The following is an 18,117-nucleotide window of genomic DNA, read 5'->3' on the forward strand; positions in this document are numbered from 1 at the left end:
CTGACGAGGTGCTTTGCGGGCGTGGCGTTACAATGCCGCCATGACGCAGCCGATCTCGCGGTTTCCGGTTCCCCGCCTCGACGAGCTGCCCGAGGACATCCGGGCGCGCATTCTCGCCGTGGAGGAGAAGGCGGGGTTCATTCCCAACGTGTTCATGGTGCTGGCGCACCGGCCCGACGAGTTCCGCGCCTTCTTCGCCTACCACGATGCGCTGATGTTGAAGGAAGGCAGACTGAGCAAAGGCGAGCGGGAGATGATCGTCGTCGCGACCAGCGCCGCGAACGAGTGCCACTACTGCGTGATCGCGCACGGCGCGCTGGTGCGCGTCTACGAGAAGCAGCCGCTCCTCGCCGATCAGGTGGCGACGAACTACCGCAAGGCGGACATCACGCCGCGACAGCGGGCGATGCTCGACTTCGCGATGAAGGTGGCGTTGCGATCGGCCGAGATCGAGGAGGCCGATTTCGCCCGGCTGCGGGAGCACGGGTTCAGCGACGAGGACGGCTGGGACATCGCCGGCATCGCCGCGTTCTTCGGCATGAGCAACCGGATCGCGAACGCCACCGGTATGCGGCCGAACGACGAGTTCTACCTGATGGGGCGTGTGCCCAGGGCTCGTTAACTGCCGCACCACTTCGGCGCGCGTTTCTCCAAAAACGCCTTCATCCCTTCCTGGGCGTCCGCCGCCGCGGCATTCATCGTCATCACGTCCTGCGCGTAGTCGTACGCCAGCGGCTGCGGCATCTGCAGCTGCCGATAGAACGCGGCCTTGCCGACGGCCACCACGTATGGGCTGGACGACGCGATCTTCGCCGCCATCGCCCTCACTGCCGGGCCGAGCTCCGCGGCCGGTACCACACGGGTGACCAGGCCGGCGGCCAGCGCGTCATCGGCGGAGATCGCTTCGCCGGTGAGCAGCATTTCCATCGCCTTGCGCGATCCGACGGCGCGGCTCAGCGCCACCATCGGCGTCGAGCAGAAAAGGCCGATCTTCACCCCGGGGGTGGCGAAGCGCGCCTCCTGCGCGGCGACGGCCAGATCGCACGAGGCGACGAGCTGGCAACCGGCGGCCGTCGCCGTCGCGTGCACCTGCGCGATCACCGGCTGCGGAATGTTCTGCAGCGTCTCCATCAGCCGGGTGCAGGCTTCGAAGAGCTCGCGGTAGAAGGCGCCGTCGCGCCCGACCATTTCGGAGAGGTCGTGACCGGCCGAGAACACGGGACCGTTGCCCCGCAGGACCGCCACGCGGGCCTCCCGATCCTCCCCGATGCGGCGGAAGCATTCGGTCAATTCCTGCAGCATCTGCAGCGACAGCGCGTTGCGCCGCTCGGGGCGGTTCAGCGTCACGACGGCCGTCGACCCATCGCGCTCGAGCTGGATGTCCTTGAACGTCATTGCCTCGTTCCTTTCTCAGTGGATGCGCTTGGAGTGCCCGCGCCACTCCTTCTCGCGCAGCACGTACTTCTGCACCTTGCCCGTGGACGTCTTCGGCAGCGGGCCGAACTCGACATGCTTCGGCGCCTTGAAGTGGGCGAGCACCCCCTTGCAGTGCTGGATGATGTCGTCGGCAGTGGCCTGCTTTCCGTCGGCGAGCGTGACGAAGGCCTTCGGCACCTCGCCCCACCGCTCGTCGGGGATCGCGATCACCGCCGCCTCGAGGACCGCCGGGTGGCTCACCACCGCTTGCTCCACTTCGATGGTGCTGATGTTCTCGCCTCCGGAGATGATGATGTCCTTCTTGCGATCGCGCAGCTCGATGGCGCCGTCCGGGTGGCGCACGGCCAGGTCGCCGCTGTGGAACCAGCCGCCGTGGAACGCCTTCGCGGTGGCATCGGGATCGCGGAAGTATCCGAGCATGACCACGTTCCCGCGCATCACCACTTCGCCCATGGCGTGGCCGTCGGCGGGGACATCGTTCATCTCCTCGTCGACGACCCGTACCTCGCCGGCGCAGACGTTGGCGAAGCCCTGGCGCGCCTGCAGTGCCGCGCGCTCCGCGGAGGGGAGCCGGTCCTGACCTGGTGCAGGCACGGCGATGGTGAACGGCCCGTACACCTCGGTGAGGCCGTAGACGTGATCGATCTCGAAGTTCAGTTCCGCCATCCGGGCGATCAACGTCGGGGAGGGCGGCGCGCCGGCGGTGAAGAGCCTCACCTTGCGCGGGAGCCTGCCCGCCGCCGGGCTCGCCATCAGCATGGTGCAGACGGTCGGCGCGGCGCAGAAGTGCGTGATGCCTTCGCGGAAGAGCTGCCACACCCGCTCCGGCTCGATGCGGGGAATGCAGACGTTGCACGATCCCGCCGCGGCGGTCGCCCAGGGGAAGCACCAGCCGTCGCAATGGAACATCGGCAGCGTCCAGAGGTACTGACTGTCCGCCGTCAGGCGGTGGTCGAGCGCCATCGCCAGCGCGTTCAGGTACGCGCCGCGATGGTGATAGATGACGCCCTTCGGACGGCCGGTGGTGCCGGACGTGTAATTGATGGTGATCGGCTCGTCTTCGCTCTCCAGCGCGGGCGTCACGAGCGCGTCGCTGCCGGAGGAAAGGAACGGCTCCCACTCGCGCGAGAGATCGAACCGCTTCACCTGCGGCGAAATGCGCGCCGTCTGGGCGTTCAGCTCGGGGGAAAAGAAGATCGCGCGGGACCCCGAATGCTCGACGATGTACGCGACCTCGTCGGCGTTGAGGCGCGTGTTGATCGGCACCAGCACTCCGCCGGCGAGCGGCACGCCGAAGTGGGCGAGGAGGAGCGGCTCCGAATTGACGGCGAGAAAGGCGACCCGGTCGCCTTTGCGCAGCCCGTCGCGCCGGAGCGCGGACGCCAGACGCCGCGCCCGGGCACGCATCTGTTGCCAGCTCAGGCGCACGTCGCCGTCGGCGACAGCGAGGCGCGTCGCGTACACTTCGCCTGCGCGCTCGAGGAAATGGATGGGGGTCAGTTCCTGCCGGTGCACGGGCGCGTCCGACACGTCGTCCTCCGCTCGAGGACCGGCGAGTCCACGCCCGATGCGCTCGAAAGTCAACCGCCAGGGACGAAATCTGCAGTCACGCCATCCGTCCCCGGAGACGCCGGGAATACCTGGCTTCGGCCGGAGGTAAGGAAGCCGGTGGGCCGGTTGCGCCGGGCGCCCGCTTGTTTCCTGACCACCGGCCAGCGAGGCTCCATGTCGTACGAGAATATCGCCGAAAAGAACGTTGCTCCTGCCGCTTCCGACCTGCTGCTCGGCCGCGGAGTGCGGTTCGAAGGCAAGCTCACCTTCGCAGGGACCGTCCGCATCGACGCGAGCTTCGTCGGCACCATCGTCACCGACGACGTGCTGGTGGTCGGCGAGGGTGCCCGCATCGACGCCAACATCACCTGCGGCAACATCGTGGTGCACGGTGAAGTGAACGGAAACGTCCAGGCGAAGAACGGCGTGGAGATCCGCAGCGCCGGAAAGGTGCGCGGCGACCTGGAGACGGCTTCGCTCGTGGTGGAGAAGGGCGCCTTCTTCCAGGGGGCCTCGCGGATGGACTCGGCCAAGGGCGTCCGCGCGAAGACCGCCGCGTAGCCGCTGCCGACCGTAGCAAAGGCTTTGCGGCTACGCTTGGGGCCGAACCTGTGCCAGCCGACTTACTGCGGCTGGCGCTGGTTCTTGTCGTTGATCTGCGCCCGGATCTCGCCGGCCGGGAACTTGCTCGAGTGCACGTTGGCGTAGGTCTCGCCCGCGCGCATCGCACGAATCAACTCGGCCATCGCGCCGGGCTCGATGCCCTGGGCGGCTGGACCGATCACGTCGGCGGCGGTGATCGTGCCCGTCACCGTTCCAGACTGCGGGCAGGGTGGCTTCGAGCCGCCGCCACAGAGGAAGGCGGAGACGCCGCCGGCGATGTTGCGGTTCCCGAAGTGCACATGGGCGAAGAGGACCGGCGCCTCCAGGCCGACATACGTTAGCTCGAAGGTGACCGTCTGCGTCGCGTCGTCGATCTCGGCCGTGAACGAACCGAACGCGACCGACGACACTCCCGGCGTCTCCTGGTATCCGGTCATGGTGTCTGCCTGCACCTGCGACTTCGATTCGGTTCCCGCGTTGCTTCCGTTTGCGGCGTAGGCTGCGAGCGCGAGCGCGAGCAAGGCTCCCGCGAGTAGGCCTCCATACAGCATGCGCGTTTTCATGGTCTTCCCCGAACCCCGGTAGGGGCGCGGCGGCATCTTGCTCTTCGCGGAGTCGCATGGCTACGACGCGGCGCGGCTCAGGCGGGGCCGCCGTCCACGCCTGCATCGGCAGCCGGCTCGGCACCGGTGCCGCTGCTCCTCGCCGTCACCGTCACCCGGTAGAGCCCTCCGGGCTTCTGGCCCACGAGCCAGACGCCGCAGAGCGTCGTGCCGGGCTTGAGCGCGAGCAGCGCGAAGCCGCCTCCGTCTTCCGCGAAATCGGACGCGACCACGCCGGGATCGTCGCAGAGCACGTTGGCGCCGGGCGCGGAGGAGAGCGGAGCCGACTGACCGACTTCGAGTTGGATCGAGGCGGTGCCGGCGGGATCGCTTTCGCCTGCAGCGACGATCGCGCCTGCGGCCAGGGCGAAGAGAAGAGAGCGCACCCATCGATCCTATCCGGCGTTCCGGGCCGCGTCGCGAATCCAGGAGGCGAACGCGCGCGCTGGACGATTCATCGGCGTGCCTCGCGCGGGCAACACCAGCCAGTAGGCGTGACCGAGCGAAAGCGCGGGTCCGAAGGGCTGGACGAGGCGGCCGCTGCGAAGGTGCGCGGCGGCGAGGCGCTTGCGGCCGAGCGCGACTCCGTGCCCGGCCAGCGCCGCCTGCAGAAGCAACGCGCCGTCGGCGAACCGCGGGCCGCGATCGCCCCATGCGGGCCGGCCGAGGCCGGCTTCGTCGAGCCAGTGCGGCCAGCTCGACAGCGGATCCTCGTCGTGGAGAAGCGTCGCGCGGGCGAGGTCCCTGGGTTCCCGCAAGCGCGCGCCGACCGAGGGAGCGCACACCGGGATCAGATGGTCGGTGAGCAGCGGTTCAGCGCGCACTCCGACCCAGGGACCGCGGCCGGTGCGGAGGGCGAGGTCGACGCCTTCGGGGCCGACGGCGGCGGGTGCCTTGCTCTCGGAGACCCAGACCTCGACGTCCGGATGCAGGGTCCGGAACGCGCCGAGCCGAGGGAGCAGCCAGAGCGCGGCGAACGACGCCGTCGTGCTGACGCGGACGATGTTCCCGGCCCGGGGTGATTCGGCCAGCTCCCGGGTCGCCAGATCGAACGCGTCGAACGCCCGCCCGAGCGCGGCGGCGTAGCGGGCTCCAGCCGAGGTCGGGGAGAGCCGCACTCCGGCGCGATGGAAGAGGGAAACGCCGAGCCAGGACTCGAGCACGGAGATCTGCTTGCTGACGGCGCCATGGGTGACCCCCAGCTCCGCCGCGGCGGCTACCGTGGAGCCGAGCCGGGCGCAGGCCTCGAATGCGCGCGCCGCGTTGAGCGGAGGAAGGCGCCGTCGACTGTGAGAATTGCTCACACCACGGGAGAATAAAGCGCTGGTGCGAGGCGCGGCAAGGGCTTACCGGATCCCGATGGAGGCCGCATGGCGCAGCGCACCTGGTTTCTCTTCCTCCTGGTTTCCCTCGGCGCCGTCCTGACGCCCGGTCCCGCCATGCTCGCGATTCTCGGTCACGCGCTCGCCCGCGGCGCGCGGGCAACGCTTCCGGTCGTGCTCGGGAACGTGGTTGGCGCGATCGTGCTCATCGCTGCGTCGATCGCCGGACTGTCGGCGCTGCTTTCGGCGGTTCCCCATGCTCTCGAAGCGCTGAAGTGGCTGGGAGCCGGCTATCTGCTCTGGCTCGGGATCCGCGCGATCCGCGCCGGCGGCGAGCATGCCGTCGAACCGGATCGCGTCCTTTCCGGACGAGGGGTCGTTCGGGGAGTGCTGATCGCCTTTTCCAATCCGAAAGCGCTCCTCTTCTTCGGCGCCATCCTGCCGCAATTCATCGATCCGGGCCGTCCGGCACTGCCGCAGTTCGCCGCGATGGCCGCGACTTTCGCGCTCCTCGAGCTTGCAGCGACCGGAGCGGTGACGTTTGCGGCGCAATCGCTGGCGCCGGTGCTGCGGCGGAGGGCAGTCGCCCGGAGGATCCACCGCGCCGGCGGAGCCATCCTGATCGGGGCCGCGGCGCTCGTGGCGCTGGCGCCGGTGACGCGATGAGCGCCCTCCCGTTTGCCGGGGTCGCGGACGCGTCGCTCGGTCTTCTGGCGATCCGGATCGTCGCCGGCAGCGCGTTCGTCCTGCATGGATGGCCGAAGATGCGCGATCCATTCGCCTGGATGGGGAAGAGAACCCCGCGCCTCTTCCAGGCGATGGCGGCGGTGGCGGAATTCGGCGGAGGCATTGCCTGGATCTTCGGGCTACTGACGCCGCTCGCATCGCTCGGCATCGCCTGCACGATGGCCGTGGCGATCGGCAGGCACGTGCTGGTCAAGCGCGATCCCTTCATCGGCGGATACGAGCTCGCCTCCGTGTATTTTTGCATTGCTTTGCTGCTCCTGATTTGCGGCCCCGGTCGCTTCTCGGTCGATTGGATCTGGAAAACTGGATAGCGGCATTCGAATCGAATGTTGTCCGATTTGTTGCAATGCGAAGATCCCGTACGCTAAGGTACGCAGCAGGTGTTCGCGCAGCCCTCGCGCAAGGACGCACCGCCGCCGCTGAGGGCACGCTCGTCCCGGAAACGGCAAATTCCAGAGGAGCCGGCCTGACGATGCACCGGCGCCTCCGACGTCAGCTCGAGGAGGCCCTCGGCCAGGAGCGGGACGCGTCGCCGCAGCTCCGCAGGCTGTTCCGCAGGATCGACAAGGAGTACCGCCGCGCGGATGACGATCGCGCATCGTTGCAGCACGCGCTCGCGCTCCTCACCAATCTTCTCCAGAAGCAGCCCGAGACCGATCGGCCCCGTCCGACCTCGCCCAAGGCGCGCTCGGTGTCGCGGCTCTTCGATCAGGCGCCGTTCGCGGCACTCGTCTGCGACGCCGATCGGAAGGTGACCGCATGGAATGCGGCCGCCGAGCAACTGTTCGGCGTCCCTCACGCCGAAGCGGTCGGGCGCGAGCTGTCCATGCTCGTCTTCCCCGACAGCGACGCGACCCGCGCGCAAGCCCGCACCGAGCTGCGCCAGGCGTTGGCGCACGGCGACACGCGGCAGTTCCAGCGCGAGACGCCGACCAGCTCCGGTGCGCGCCCGTGCGAATGGACCGTCGTCCCGCTGCACGACAGCAAAGGACGCGAGGTGGGGAACGCGGCGCTGGTCCAGGAGCGCGATCCTGCGCCCGACCGCTACGCGCTCGCCTGGCAAGCAGCGGGCGACGGGATCTGGGACTGGGACCTGGGGACAGACCATCTCTGGCTGTCGGATTCGTGGCGCGCGATCGTGGGATCGAAGGGCCAGGGCGAGGCGCCCTCGGAATGGCTCGATCGCGTCCATCCCGCGGATCGGGAGACGCTGCAGTCGACGATCCTCGCGCATCTCGCCGGATGCTCCGCGCGATTCGAGAGCGAGCACCGTCTCCGGCACGAGGACGGCAGCTGGCGCTGGGTGCTCGCGCGCGGCCAGGCGCGCCGCGACGGAGAAGGAAAAGCGATTCGATTCTCCGGCTCGATGATGGACATCAGCGAGCCCAATCTCACCGCGGTCCGCGTGGTGCACGATGCGCTGACCCGGCTCCCAAACCGGGGCAACTTCGTCGAGATCCTCAAGCGCGCCTTCAACCGCGCGCGGCGGCGCGGAGGCGACCGGCTGGCCGTGCTGCTCCTGGACGTCGACGGATTCGGGTCGTTGAACGCCCGATTGGGGCACGCGGCCGGGGACGAAGTCCTGATGCAGCTGGTGGAACGGCTTCACGCCTCGCTCGGAGAAGGGGACGTCCTCGCCCGCGCCGGCGCCGACGAGTTCGTCGTCCTCGTCGAGGACGTGAAGGACGCAACGGAGGTGGAGAGCGTCGCCCGCCGTCTCCACGAGGAGGCTGCGCGTCCGCTCGACGTCAAGGGCGAGGCTCTTTCCCTCACCGTGAGCATCGGCGTCGCCTTGAGCGCACCGGCATACACGCAGGCGAGCGATCTGCTCGCGGACGCGGCGGCGGCGATGTATCGCGCGAAGGCGCAGGGACGAGGCCGCTCTGTCACGTTCGACGCGGCGATGCGCGAACGCGCCCCGCATCTTCTCGAGCTCGAAACGGATCTGCGCAACGCGCTGGCGCGCGACGAGTTCCGCGTCCACTATCTGCCGATCGTGGACGTCGCCCGAGGACGCATCCAGGGCTTCGAGGCGCTGATCCGCTGGGCCCACCCGGAGCGCGGGCTGATCGCGCCGGAGCATTTCATCCCGTTGGCGGACGAGACGGGCCTCATCGTCCCCATTGGCCGCTGGCTGCTGGGCCAGGCCGGCCGCGATTTCGAGAGCTGCCGGCGCGCGGGATCCGAAGCCCTGACGCTCAACGTCAACCTTTCCTCGCGCCAGCTTCAGCATTCCGATCTGATGGAGCACATCGACGGAACCCTCGCCGAGCACAGCCTGCAGCCGGAGGAGCTCGTCCTCGAGCTGAGCGAGAACACGCTGCAGAAAGAGGAGCATGCTGGCCGCATCGGGGAGCTCCGGGAGCGCGGCGTGCGGCTGTACATGGACGACTTCGGCACCGGAGCGTGCTCGCTGAATTCGCTGCTCCGCCTGCAGCTCGACTCCCTGAAGATCGATCGCTCGCTGTTCAGCGGCGGCTCGCCGCGCGGTCAGGCGCCCGAGCTGGTGCGCACGATCGTCGCGCTGGCGCGCGACATGGGAACGCAGGTCGTGGCGGAAGGCGTGGAGACCGCGGAGCAGCTCGGCTTCCTGCGCGAGCTGGGGTGCGCGGCCGCGCAGGGTTTCTATTTTTCCCCGCCGGTCGACGGCGCGGAGGCGTGCTCGCTGGTCGGTCGCAGCATGAGCTGGTGAGCCCTTCGATTGAGGAAGACGTAGGCGGGAACGCCCGTCAGGAGCAGCGCGGCGCCGAGAATGGAGTCGCGCGGGTCGGCCGCCACGGTGCTCACGAGCAGCAGCGCTGCCGAGGCGACGAACGCGGCGGGCACCACCGGATATCCCCAGACGCGATAAGGCCGGTCGAGATCGGTCCGGCGGCGGAGGACGAACACGGCGACGCCGCCAAGACCGTAGAAGAGCCAGGAAGCGAAGAGGCAGCTGGTGAGAAGCTGGTCGAACCGGCCGGTGAAGACGAAACCGATCGAGACCACGCCTTGCGCCAGGAGCGCCGCCGCCGGCGTGCCAAATCGGGGATGGACGCGGCCAGCCGCGCGCCAGAAGAGACCCGCCTCCGCCATCGCATAGAGGACGCGCGCGCCGCCGAGGATGTTGCCGTTCAATCCGCCGACGGTGGCCAGGACGACCATGCCGGCGGCGAGGTCCGCGCCGCGCGGCCCCAGGAGCGCTCGCGCCGTGTCGGCGGCAACCAGCGGCGACGCCGCAACCCGGTCGGATCCGAGCACGTAGAGGTAGCCGGCGTTCAGGCCCAGGTAGAGCAGCGTGACCAATGCGATCGACAGAAGTGCGGCGAGCGGCAGGTTGCGCCCTGGCGATTTGATCTCCCCGCCGATGTAGCTGGTGGTGATCCACCCGTCGAAAGCGAACAGCGGTCCGATCGCGGCCGCTCCAAATGCCGCGAACGTCCAGGGATGGGACGAAGGCGCGAAGTGGGACGGCGAGCCGGCGCTCCCCAGGAACGCCGCTGCGATCAGCCCGCCGACCACCAGCACCTTCGCACCGGTCACCACGTTCTGCGTCCAGACGCCTTCGCGTACGCCGAGGACGTTGATGCCGGTGAGCGCGGCGATGGCCGCGATCGCGACCAGGTCGGCGGCACGCGGCGAGAGCGGAAGAAAATGCCCGCAGTAACTTGCGAAAGCGACGGCGACCGCTGCGATGGCCGCGGTCTGGATCACCACCAGCAGTGCCCAGCCATAGAAGAATCCCCAGAACGGGCCGAGCGCTTCGCGCAGATAGACGCACAGTCCGCCCGCCTTGGGAAAAGCGGCGCCCAGCTCGGCGATGGTGAGCGCGCCCGCAAGCGAGAGGAGCGCGGCTACCGCCCACACCGCGAGCTGAAGGAGCGGCTGCGGCAGCGCGCGGGCTACGTCGCTCGCGGTGAGAAAGACGGCGGACCCGATCATCACGCCGACGTTCACCAGCGTCGCATCGAGCAGGCTGAGCGAACGCCGCAGCCCGGTCAATCGAGCATCCCGGTGAGCAGCCGGTGGAAGTGGTGCACCCCGGCCTCGCGCGAGGGTGAATACCGGCCGCGATCGTACAGGCGCGACCGGACACCTTGCTGCACCTGCTGGACGACCGCCTCGTCTTCGAGCTCCACCCGATCGAGGCCCCCACCGGCGCCTTTGCCCCGGCGCGACGGGTCCGCTACCCAGGTGCGGTAGACGATCCGCGTGCGGTCCACCGCCAGCGGAACCACGACGTTGATGGACAGGCCCCAAGGATAGAAGTTCAACATCGTGTTCGGAAAGAGGAAGAAGTACCAGGCGGCGACCCGCGAGCCGTCGAACGCGTCGCCGCCCGCGCTGGCCTCCGCCACCTGGAGCGTGCCCCAGGAAAGGAGCTCCGTGCGGTACGAGCCGTACTCGATCTCGGTGGCGAGCTCTCCGTGCACGAACGGGACGTGGAAGCCTTCGAGGTAGTTGTCGCAGTACAGCGCCCAGTTCGCCGCGATCTCGTAGACGCGCGACCCTTCGGGGTCGGGAACGAGCTGGCTGCCGATCCGCGCACGGACCGGCGTCACCAGGTCGTCGAAGCCGAAGGCAGGATCCAGCGCTGCGAACAGGAGGGGTTGCAGCTCGCCGAGCTGGACGCGAGGCAAGTCGTCCGACGGCGACGGGAAGCCGCTCACCCCGTCGAACTCCGGCATTCCCAGGCAGCGGCCGTCGAGCGCGAAGCGGCGGCCATGGTAGCCGCAGCGGAGGCCCTGCAAGGTCGCCGCGGCGGTGCAGACCAGATTTCCCCGGTGCGTACAGACGTTGGAGAGCGCGCGGAGCGTGCCGTCGGCGTCGCGCGTCAGCAGCAGCGGTTCGTCGACGCAGCCTTCCAGCAGTGTGAAGGGCAAGACGGAACCGCGCGCAGCGGCCCGCTCCGCGCCGTCGACGAGCTGCCAGCTTCGCGCGAACACGCGCTCGCGCATCCGTTCGAAGAGGACGGCGTCGCGGTAGAACGCGGCCGGCAGCGTGCGCGCCTTGCGGATGTCGGCGTCGATCACTCCGACCATCGTGTCACAAGCTTGAGACCTACGTCGCGAGCGACGTGCGTCGGACTTGAAAAGCATGCGTTTGCCGGGCGGGATGCGGCACCGCTCCGACGAAGCCGCGCGAGGACCCATGGACCCCAAGGCGACCCAGCAGCACGACAGCCTGCTGCAGAACCGCTGGCTGATCCTCTTCTTCAGCGTTCTCAGCATGGTGGCCGTAGCGAACTTCCAATACGGCTGGACCCTGTTCGTCCCGCCGCTGCAGAAGCACCTGCACGCGGAGCAAGCCGCCGTCCAGGTGACGTTCACGGTCTTCGTGCTTCTCGAGACCTGGCTGGTGCCGTTCGAAGGATGGCTGGTCGACAAGTTCGGTCCGCGCCTGCTGGTGATGGCGGGCGGCGTCTGCGCCGGACTCGGCTGGATCGGAAGCGGCAAGGCGGAATCGCTCACCACGCTCTACCTGGCGTATGCCGTCGCCGGTCTCGGGGCCGGTGTGGTGTACGGAACTGCGATCGGCAGCGCGCTGAAGTGGTTTCCCGATCATCGCGGCCTCGCCGCCGGTCTCACCGCCGCGGGCTTCGGCGCCGGCTCGGCGCTGACCGTGTACCCGATCGCGAACATGATCAACACGGCGGGGTACCAGGCGGCGTTCATCCAGTGGGGCTTGATCCAGGGCTCGGTCGTGGTCCTCGCTGCGCTGTTCCTGAAGGCGCCGCCAGCCGGCTGGCTGCCGCGGGCATGGAAGGAGGCGGCGGCAGGTACGGAGGTCAGGAAGCGACAAACGTCTGCGGACTTTACCTCCAGCGGAATGGCAGCGACCTCGCAGTTCTGGGTCCTCTATCTGATGATGACCCTGGTCGCGACCGGCGGCCTGATGGCGACGGCGCAGCTCAATCCGATGGCCGTCGAGTACAAGGTGGACAAGATCCCCGTGACCTTCCTCTGGTTCACGCTACCCGCCCTGCAATTCGCGCTCTCGGCGGATCGGGTGCTGAACGGGATCTGCCGCCCGATCTGGGGCTGGATCTCGGACCACATCGGGCGCGAGCTGACCATGGCGATCGCCTTCGCGATGGAGGCGCTTGCCATCTTCCTGCTCATCAAGTTCGCGCCGAACCCGAAGCTGTTCGTCGTCTTCAGCGCCTTCACTTTCTTCGGCTGGGGAGAGATCTACTCGCTGATGCCCGCCATCTGCGGCGACTTCTTCGGCCGCAAGCACGCCACGCAGAACTACGGCTTCCTCTATACGGCGAAGGGGACCGCGTCGGTCTTCGTGCCGATCGGATCGGCGCTCGCGGCCGGAAAGGCCTTCGACTTCCGCGCCGACGTGCTCCTCCTGCTCGGCGGCGCGCTGGCGTTCTTCTCGCATTTCCTCGCTCCCACCATCCTGCGGATCGATTGGAAGCGGAAGACGCACGACCTGCTGTTCGGGATCGGAATCGTCCTGGTCGTGTACGGCGTCGCCATCACCGTCGTGCCGACGATGTGGACGCCGTTCGCCGCGAAGTACACCCTCCCGCGCATCGGATGGCCCGGCGTCTTCGCAGTCGCCATCGCCTTCGACCTGACCGCGGCGGCGATCGCGTTCTTCGTGCTGCGGACCATGAAGGTGCCCGCGCCGGTCGAGCCGTCGCGCGAGCTGCCCCCCACGGCCGCCTTGGCGGGGGCCCAAAAACAGTAGCGCGTGTTCGGAATCCGGTCGTGTGATATCGACGGGACGGGTGGCCCATGCGCTCTGGCCCGATTCTCGCGATCGTCGGGGCATTGGCGGGCGGCTGGTCGGCGGAAGCGGCTGGCGCAACCGCGACGCGTGCGCAAGCGCGCGGGGTGCTGAAGTCGGCGCGCTGCGATCGGTGTCATGACAGCTCCGTCAGCTCCGAAAATGCCCGCGCCCTCGATGTCTACGATCTCGTCGAGGCGGACTGGCCTTCGCGGATGACGGAGAAGCAGCTTCCAAAGCTCCTCACGCGGCTGAAGAGCGCGCCCCCGGCGGATCAGAAGATCGTTCGCGAATTCATCGCCGCGGAGCTGAAGGGCCGGGTCGCAGCGGGACGGTAAACATCCAGCTCTCCCGGAGGACCCGCCTTGCGGTCGTGCGCGCGGCGTGTTCCGATGAACGTCGGAATCCGGCGCAACGCTTCCAGGCAGGAGGAGAAACCATGCCCAGCAAGGCACATCTCGTGATGTCCGGCGCCGTCGCGATGCTGATGATGGCGGGTGCCTCTTCGGGAAAGGTCGAGGGCGATACGGTGGTCCTCGGAGCGGCCGTGTCGCTGACCGGCAAGTACTCGGTCAATGGCAAGAATACGAAGGACGGTTACGACCTCGCCGTCAAGCGCATCAACGAGATGGGCGGCGTGAAGGTCGGCGGGAAGTCGTACAAGCTGAAGGTGCTCTACTACGACGACGAGTCCACGCCGGCGCGCGGCGCGCAGCTTGCCGAGCGGCTCATCAGCCAGGACGGCGTGCAATTCGTGCTCGGCGCCTACAGCTCCGGCCTGACCAAGGCGATCGCGCCGGTCACCGAGAAGTACAAGGTGCCGCACGTGGAAGGAAACGGAGCGGCCCGCGAGCTGTTCACGCAGGGGTATCGCTACCTGTTCGCGGTGCTCTCCACCTCGGACTACTACCTTCGCGACGCCGTCAATCTCGCCGCCGAGGTGGCGAAGAAGAACGGCCGCGATCCGAAGTCGCTCAAGATCGCCATGGCCTTCGAGAACGATCCCTTCAGCCTCGACGTCCGCGAGGGCATCGTGGAAGACGCGAAGCGCCACGGAATGCAGATCGTCGTCGATGACAAGCTGCCGCCGGAGATCAACGACATGGCGGCGACGCTGACCAAGGTGCGCGCGATCAAGCCCGATCTCCTCCTCGTCTCCGGTCACGAGAAGGGAGCGACGCTGGTCGTCCGCCAGACCGCGGAGATGAAGATCGAGGTGCCCATCGTCGCCACCACCCACTGCGACTCGGCCAAGATCGCCGAGAGCCTTGGCAAGATGGCGGAGCAGGTCCTCTGCGCTTCGCAGTGGGACCGCAAGCTGAGCTACAAGGACAAGTGGTTCGGCAGCGCCGACGACTACGCGAAGCTCTTCGAGAAGGAATTCAAGTATCCCGCTCCGTACCAGGCGGCGGAATCGACCGCGTCGGTGCTCGTCTTCGCCGATGCGTTCGAGCGGGCGAAGTCGTTCGATCCCGGCAAGGTGCGCGACGCCATCGCAGCCACGGATCTCATGACCTTCTACGGGCCGATCAAGTTCGACCCGACGGGAAAGAACGTCGCCAAGCCGATGGTCCTGTACCAGGTGCAGGGGGGAGACTACAAAGTGGTGGCGCCGACGCGGTGGGCGGAGGTCAGCCTGATCTGGCCGCGGAAGATGCCACAGTAGCGAGCGCACCCCGTCAGCCGCCGGGGCCGGAGCGCATTCGCCGAGATGGAAAACCTCAGGCTGCTGTTCGACGCGCCGATCCTGTCGCTCCAGCTTCTGCTCGACGGCGTCCTGATCGGCGCCATCTTCGCGCTCGCGGCTTACGGAATGGCTCTCGTCTGGGGCGTCGTCGGCTTGATCAACGTCAGCCAGGGCGAGCTGGTGATGCTGGGCGGCTACGCCGCCTGGTTCCTCTCCCGCTCCGGCATCCACCCTCTCTTCGCCGTGCCGCTGGCGGCGGCGCTCCTCTTCGTCGTCGGCTGGCTGCTCTATCGGGCCGTGATCTTCCGGGTCGTCGACAAGGACCTGTTCACCTCCATCCTGGCGACGTTCGGGTTGAGCATCCTCATCCAGCAGCTGGCGAATACGCTGTTCGGCGCGGACGTGCGGACGGCGGAGTCAGGGTTCGGCACGCTCTTCCTTTTCGGAGGAGCGGTGACGGTCTCGCGGATCAAGTTGATCTCGTTCGCCGCCGCGCTGCTCACCGGCGCCTTCCTCATGCTCTTTCTCAAACGCTCTCGCATGGGGCAGGCCATTCGGGCCACCGCCCAGAATGCGCGTGCTGCGCGGGTGATGGGCGTCGATACCGACCGGGTCTACGCCTGGACCTTCGCGCTCAATGCGGCAATCTGTGGTGCGTCAGGCGCGCTGGTGGCGATGACGTGGGTGGTGCATCCGTACCTCGGCCTTCCGTACACGGTGCGCTCTTTCATGATCGTGATCCTCGCAGGCCTCGGGAACGTCGCCGGCGTTCTTTTCGCCGCGCTGGGTCTGGGCGTGGCGGAGAACTTCGCCGGGTTCATCCTCGGGGCCGAGTACCAGGCGGCCTTCGTGTTCACGCTTCTCGTTGCGATCCTGGTCTGGCGGCGTTTCTGGCTCGCGCGGGAGCGGAGACACCTGCAATGATCGCGTCTTCCGCGCTTCGCCGGCGGCTGCTGCTGGCTTGTGGCATCGTGCTCGCGTTGCTCTTCCCGGCGCTCGCGCCGGCCTACCGCAGCCAGATGGCGATCCTCTGGGTGATGATCGTCTTCGCCCTCACCTGGGACCTGCTCGGCGGACAGATGGGGTACAACTCGTTCGGCAACGTTCTCTTCTTCGGCGTCGGGATGTACGCCTGCGTGCTCGTCCAGCGCGACGCGGGCCTCGGCTATTACACCGGACTGTTCGTCGGTACCGCCGTGGGCGCCCTGGCGGCGGTCGCGCTCGCCGGCCTGCTCGGCTCCGGGATCCTCGGCCTGCGCGGCCACTCCTTCGCCATCGGAACCCTGGGCCTGGGGATCGCGGCCGGCGAGCTGGCCAGCGGTTGGGATTTCGTCGGCGCCGGCGGCGGTATCGTGCCGCCGCTTTTTCCCGGCGCTCTCGGCGGCCGCGAGACGTTCTTCTATTACCTGTGCTTCGCCCTCGCCGCCGCCACGTTCGCGTCGCTGCGCTGGCTCTACGCGGGCCGCTTCGGCCTGGTCCTCAACGCCATCCGCGACGACGAGGACAAGGCCGAAGCGATGGGGCTGCGCACCACGCGCTACAAGACCACCGCCTGGTGCGTCTGCGCCTTCTTCCTCGGGCTGAGCGGCGGCGCCGTGGGCAACCTGCTCGGATTCATCGACCCGCGCGAGGTCGCGTTCGCCGGGCCGACGTTCGGGGTCTGGATGGTGTTGATGGCGATTCTCGGGGGAAAGGGAACGCTCTGGGGACCGGTGCTCGGCGCCGTCGTCTTCCACGTCACGAAGGAGCTGTTCTGGACGTATCTGCTGGGCTGGCAGCGGGTCGCGCTCGGGCTCTTGATCGTCGTCATCGTCGTGTTCTTTCCCCTCGGGATCCTCGGCTGGGCGCGGGAACGCTGGCCGGAACGGTTCGGCCACCGGATCGAGGACGGCGCTGCGGAGAGCGGGCGGTGAGCGCGATCCTGGAGGTCGAGCGGGTAAGCAAGGCGTTCGGCGGCCTCGTCGCCAACAAGGCGGTGACGCTGCGCGTCCCCGAAGGCGCCATCTGCGGGCTGATCGGCCCGAACGGCTCGGGAAAGACCACGCTGTTCAACTCCATCGTCGGTCAACACCCCATCGATGCGGGATCGATCCGGTTTCAGGGTCGCGAGATCTCGCGGCTGCGGGTCGCGCAGATCGCCCGCCTCGGGCTGCTTCGCACGTTCCAGCAGACGCGGATCTACGGCGGGATGACCTGCATGCAGAACATGGTGATCAGCGTTCCCACATCCGAGCTCGGGTGGCGATCGATGTTCCGCAAGAGCCCTCCTTCCGATCTGCGCAAGGCCGATGATCTGCTGCACTTCGTCGGCCTGCATGCCAAGCGCCATCTGCGGGCCCGCGACCTCTCCTTCGGGCAGCAGAAGCTGCTCGAGTTCGCCATGGCCTTGATGAGTGGACCGAGGATGCTGCTGCTCGATGAGCCCACCGCCGGGATCAATCCGACGCTCATCAACGGCCTGCTCGACCAGCTGAGACAGGTGAACGCGCAGCTCGGCATCACCCTGCTCGTGATCGAGCACAACATGCGCGTGATCATGAATCTCGCCCAGTACATCTACTGCCTCGCGCACGGCGAGCTGCTGGCGGAAGGGAAGCCGGAGCAGGTGCAGAAGGACCCGCGCGTCCTCGACGCCTATCTGGGAGCGCGCTGATGCTCGATCTCGAAGGCGCTGGCCCCTCGCGCGCGCGGATTGCGGAGCTCGCCGGCGGAGAGCCCGTGCTCTCGATCTCCGATCTGCGCGCCGGCTACGGGAAGATGGAGATCCTCCACGGCATCGATCTGCAGATCGCGGCGGGCCGGGCGCTGTGCATCATCGGGCCGAACGGCGCCGGCAAGTCGACCGTGCTCCATTCCATCTACGGTTTCACGCGCATCCGCGCCGGCACCATCCACGTCGCCGGGCGCGACATCACGCGCTTGTCCTCGAACGAGAAGCTGAGGCACGCCGGCATCGCCTACATCCTCCAGGACAACTCCGTGTTCCCGGACATGACCGTGGAGGAGAACCTCTGGATGGGCGGATATCTCATGGCGCGTCCAGAGGAGGCGAAGCAGGCGGCGGAGGACGTCTTGCAGAAGTACCCGCGGCTGGCGAATCGTCGCCACCAGCCCGCGCGCGTCCTCTCGGGGGGCGAGCGCCGGCTGCTGGAGATCTCGAGGGCGCTGGTGATGAAGCCGCGCGTTCTGCTCGTCGACGAGCCGTCCATCGGCCTGGAGCCGCGCTATATCGACATGGTGTTCGAGATCCTCTCCGACCTGCGGCGCAGCGAAGGCAAGGCCATCGTGATGGTCGAACAGAACGCGAAGAAGGGGCTGGAATTCGCCGACGTAGGCTACGTGCTCGTTTCCGGCTCCGTCGCGAGGGCAGGGACAGGAGCGGAGCTGCTGCAGGATCCGGACGTCGGCCGCCTGTTTCTGGGCGACCGGCCCCTCTGAAGGAGGCGCG

General features: G+C 68.0%; 19 protein-coding genes. 12 read left to right on the forward strand and 7 right to left on the reverse strand.

Annotated elements, in window-relative coordinates; translation table 11 throughout:
• The first annotated feature begins 40 nt into the window (after window positions 1-40).
• Window positions 41-622 carry a peroxidase-related enzyme gene (locus tag E6J58_04785; GenBank protein ID TMB41017.1) on the forward strand — a complete coding sequence of 194 codons (582 nt, stop codon included), beginning with the start codon at window positions 41-43 and terminating at the stop codon, window positions 620-622.
• Here the strand turns inward: E6J58_04785 and E6J58_04790 are convergent.
• Complete coding sequence (locus E6J58_04790) at window positions 619-1,395, reverse strand: enoyl-CoA hydratase (protein ID TMB41018.1); 777 nt, start codon at window positions 1,393-1,395, stop codon at window positions 619-621. The two genes, E6J58_04785 and E6J58_04790, sit on opposite strands and share 4 nt — an antisense overlap.
• 15 nt (window positions 1,396-1,410) lie before the next feature.
• Window positions 1,411-2,967: an acyl-CoA synthetase gene (locus tag E6J58_04795; protein TMB41019.1), complete on the reverse strand. Its 1,557-nt coding sequence runs from the start codon at window positions 2,965-2,967 to the stop codon at window positions 1,411-1,413.
• A 195-nt stretch (window positions 2,968-3,162) separates the two neighbouring features.
• On the opposite strand from E6J58_04795, the gene E6J58_04800 reads away from it, so the two are divergent.
• Window positions 3,163-3,549, forward strand: a complete 387-nt coding sequence (locus tag E6J58_04800; protein TMB41020.1) for a polymer-forming cytoskeletal protein — start codon at window positions 3,163-3,165, stop codon at window positions 3,547-3,549.
• Between the two features lie 62 nt (window positions 3,550-3,611).
• On the opposite strand, the gene E6J58_04805 is transcribed toward E6J58_04800, so the two are convergent.
• From E6J58_04805 to E6J58_04815, 3 genes are read right to left on the reverse strand one after another with little or no spacing between them, the layout of a single operon-like run.
• A complete protein-coding gene (locus E6J58_04805; protein ID TMB41021.1) occupies window positions 3,612-4,190 on the reverse strand; it encodes a CHRD domain-containing protein in 579 nt (192 codons plus the stop codon).
• 41 nt (window positions 4,191-4,231) lie between these two features.
• Complete coding sequence (locus E6J58_04810; GenBank protein TMB41022.1) at window positions 4,232-4,579, reverse strand: hypothetical protein; 348 nt, start codon at window positions 4,577-4,579, stop codon at window positions 4,232-4,234.
• Between the two features lie 9 nt (window positions 4,580-4,588).
• The gene (locus tag E6J58_04815; protein TMB41023.1) at window positions 4,589-5,497 is read right to left on the reverse strand and encodes a LysR family transcriptional regulator; all 909 of its coding nucleotides are present in this window, start codon (window positions 5,495-5,497) and stop codon (window positions 4,589-4,591) included.
• 66 nt (window positions 5,498-5,563) lie between these two features.
• On the opposite strand from E6J58_04815, the gene E6J58_04820 reads away from it, so the two are divergent.
• The 3 genes from E6J58_04820 to E6J58_04830 are packed head-to-tail and all read left to right on the forward strand — an operon-like array spanning window position 5,564 to window position 8,954.
• Window positions 5,564-6,181, forward strand: a complete 618-nt coding sequence (locus tag E6J58_04820; GenBank protein TMB41024.1) for a LysE family translocator — start codon at window positions 5,564-5,566, stop codon at window positions 6,179-6,181.
• Entirely contained in the window at window positions 6,178-6,573 is a 396-nt protein-coding gene (locus E6J58_04825; GenBank protein TMB41025.1) for a DoxX family protein, read from the forward strand. The genes E6J58_04820 and E6J58_04825 overlap by 4 nt, the downstream gene beginning before the upstream one ends.
• A 35-nt stretch (window positions 6,574-6,608) precedes the next feature.
• The gene (locus E6J58_04830; protein TMB41026.1) at window positions 6,609-8,954 is read left to right on the forward strand and encodes an EAL domain-containing protein; all 2,346 of its coding nucleotides are present in this window, start codon (window positions 6,609-6,611) and stop codon (window positions 8,952-8,954) included.
• On the opposite strand, the gene E6J58_04835 is transcribed toward E6J58_04830, so the two are convergent.
• Window positions 8,888-10,243: an amino acid permease gene (locus E6J58_04835; GenBank protein ID TMB41027.1), complete on the reverse strand. Its 1,356-nt coding sequence runs from the start codon at window positions 10,241-10,243 to the stop codon at window positions 8,888-8,890. The two genes, E6J58_04830 and E6J58_04835, sit on opposite strands and share 67 nt — an antisense overlap.
• Window positions 10,240-11,283 (reverse strand): aromatic ring-hydroxylating dioxygenase subunit alpha, encoded by a 1,044-nt coding sequence (locus E6J58_04840; protein ID TMB41028.1) that lies wholly within the window; start codon window positions 11,281-11,283, stop codon window positions 10,240-10,242. Before E6J58_04840 ends, E6J58_04835 begins: the two co-directional genes overlap by 4 nt.
• A 55-nt stretch (window positions 11,284-11,338) precedes the next feature.
• On the opposite strand from E6J58_04840, the gene oxlT reads away from it, so the two are divergent.
• The 7 genes from oxlT (at window position 11,339) to E6J58_04875 (ending at window position 18,107) form a co-directional block, all read left to right on the forward strand.
• Window positions 11,339-12,943 (forward strand): oxalate/formate MFS antiporter, encoded by a 1,605-nt coding sequence (oxlT, locus tag E6J58_04845; protein ID TMB41029.1) that lies wholly within the window; start codon window positions 11,339-11,341, stop codon window positions 12,941-12,943.
• A 47-nt stretch (window positions 12,944-12,990) separates the two neighbouring features.
• Window positions 12,991-13,320: a hypothetical protein gene (locus E6J58_04850; GenBank protein ID TMB41030.1), complete on the forward strand. Its 330-nt coding sequence runs from the start codon at window positions 12,991-12,993 to the stop codon at window positions 13,318-13,320.
• 101 nt (window positions 13,321-13,421) lie between these two features.
• Window positions 13,422-14,648, forward strand: a complete 1,227-nt coding sequence (locus tag E6J58_04855; protein ID TMB41031.1) for an amino acid ABC transporter substrate-binding protein — start codon at window positions 13,422-13,424, stop codon at window positions 14,646-14,648.
• Between the two features lie 45 nt (window positions 14,649-14,693).
• Window positions 14,694-15,593, forward strand: coding sequence for a branched-chain amino acid ABC transporter permease (locus E6J58_04860; GenBank protein TMB41032.1), 900 nt, complete (start codon window positions 14,694-14,696; stop codon window positions 15,591-15,593).
• Complete coding sequence (locus E6J58_04865; GenBank protein ID TMB41033.1) at window positions 15,590-16,582, forward strand: branched-chain amino acid ABC transporter permease; 993 nt, start codon at window positions 15,590-15,592, stop codon at window positions 16,580-16,582. The genes E6J58_04860 and E6J58_04865 overlap by 4 nt, the downstream gene beginning before the upstream one ends.
• Window positions 16,579-17,322, forward strand: coding sequence for an ABC transporter ATP-binding protein (locus tag E6J58_04870; GenBank protein ID TMB41034.1), 744 nt, complete (start codon window positions 16,579-16,581; stop codon window positions 17,320-17,322). The genes E6J58_04865 and E6J58_04870 overlap by 4 nt, the downstream gene beginning before the upstream one ends.
• Window positions 17,322-18,107, forward strand: coding sequence for an ABC transporter ATP-binding protein (locus E6J58_04875; GenBank protein ID TMB41035.1), 786 nt, complete (start codon window positions 17,322-17,324; stop codon window positions 18,105-18,107). Before E6J58_04870 ends, E6J58_04875 begins: the two co-directional genes overlap by 1 nt.
• Window positions 18,108-18,117 lie beyond the last annotated feature (10 nt).

This window comes from Deltaproteobacteria bacterium (genome assembly GCA_005879535.1).
Classification (GTDB): domain Bacteria; phylum Myxococcota; class Myxococcia; order Myxococcales; family 40CM-4-68-19; genus 40CM-4-68-19.

What these genes read in the sequence shown, in the direction of transcription:
- E6J58_04785 (TMB41017.1), top strand. Translation starts at nt 41, where the DNA reads ATGACGCAGCCGATCTCGCGGTTTCCGGTTCCCCGCCTCGACGAGCTG.
- E6J58_04790 (TMB41018.1), bottom strand. Translation starts at nt 1,395, where the DNA reads ATGACGTTCAAGGACATCCAGCTCGAGCGCGATGGGTCGACGGCCGTC.
- E6J58_04800 (TMB41020.1), top strand. Translation starts at nt 3,163, where the DNA reads ATGTCGTACGAGAATATCGCCGAAAAGAACGTTGCTCCTGCCGCTTCC.
- E6J58_04805 (TMB41021.1), bottom strand. Translation starts at nt 4,190, where the DNA reads ATGCCGCCGCGCCCCTACCGGGGTTCGGGGAAGACCATGAAAACGCGC.
- E6J58_04820 (TMB41024.1), top strand. Translation starts at nt 5,564, where the DNA reads ATGGCGCAGCGCACCTGGTTTCTCTTCCTCCTGGTTTCCCTCGGCGCC.
- E6J58_04825 (TMB41025.1), top strand. Translation starts at nt 6,178, where the DNA reads ATGAGCGCCCTCCCGTTTGCCGGGGTCGCGGACGCGTCGCTCGGTCTT.
- E6J58_04830 (TMB41026.1), top strand. Translation starts at nt 6,609, where the DNA reads ATGCGAAGATCCCGTACGCTAAGGTACGCAGCAGGTGTTCGCGCAGCC.
- E6J58_04840 (TMB41028.1), bottom strand. Translation starts at nt 11,283, where the DNA reads ATGGTCGGAGTGATCGACGCCGACATCCGCAAGGCGCGCACGCTGCCG.
- oxlT (TMB41029.1), top strand. Translation starts at nt 11,339, where the DNA reads ATGCGTTTGCCGGGCGGGATGCGGCACCGCTCCGACGAAGCCGCGCGA.
- E6J58_04850 (TMB41030.1), top strand. Translation starts at nt 12,991, where the DNA reads ATGCGCTCTGGCCCGATTCTCGCGATCGTCGGGGCATTGGCGGGCGGC.
- E6J58_04855 (TMB41031.1), top strand. Translation starts at nt 13,422, where the DNA reads ATGCCCAGCAAGGCACATCTCGTGATGTCCGGCGCCGTCGCGATGCTG.
- E6J58_04860 (TMB41032.1), top strand. Translation starts at nt 14,694, where the DNA reads ATGGAAAACCTCAGGCTGCTGTTCGACGCGCCGATCCTGTCGCTCCAG.
- E6J58_04865 (TMB41033.1), top strand. Translation starts at nt 15,590, where the DNA reads ATGATCGCGTCTTCCGCGCTTCGCCGGCGGCTGCTGCTGGCTTGTGGC.
- E6J58_04875 (TMB41035.1), top strand. Translation starts at nt 17,322, where the DNA reads ATGCTCGATCTCGAAGGCGCTGGCCCCTCGCGCGCGCGGATTGCGGAG.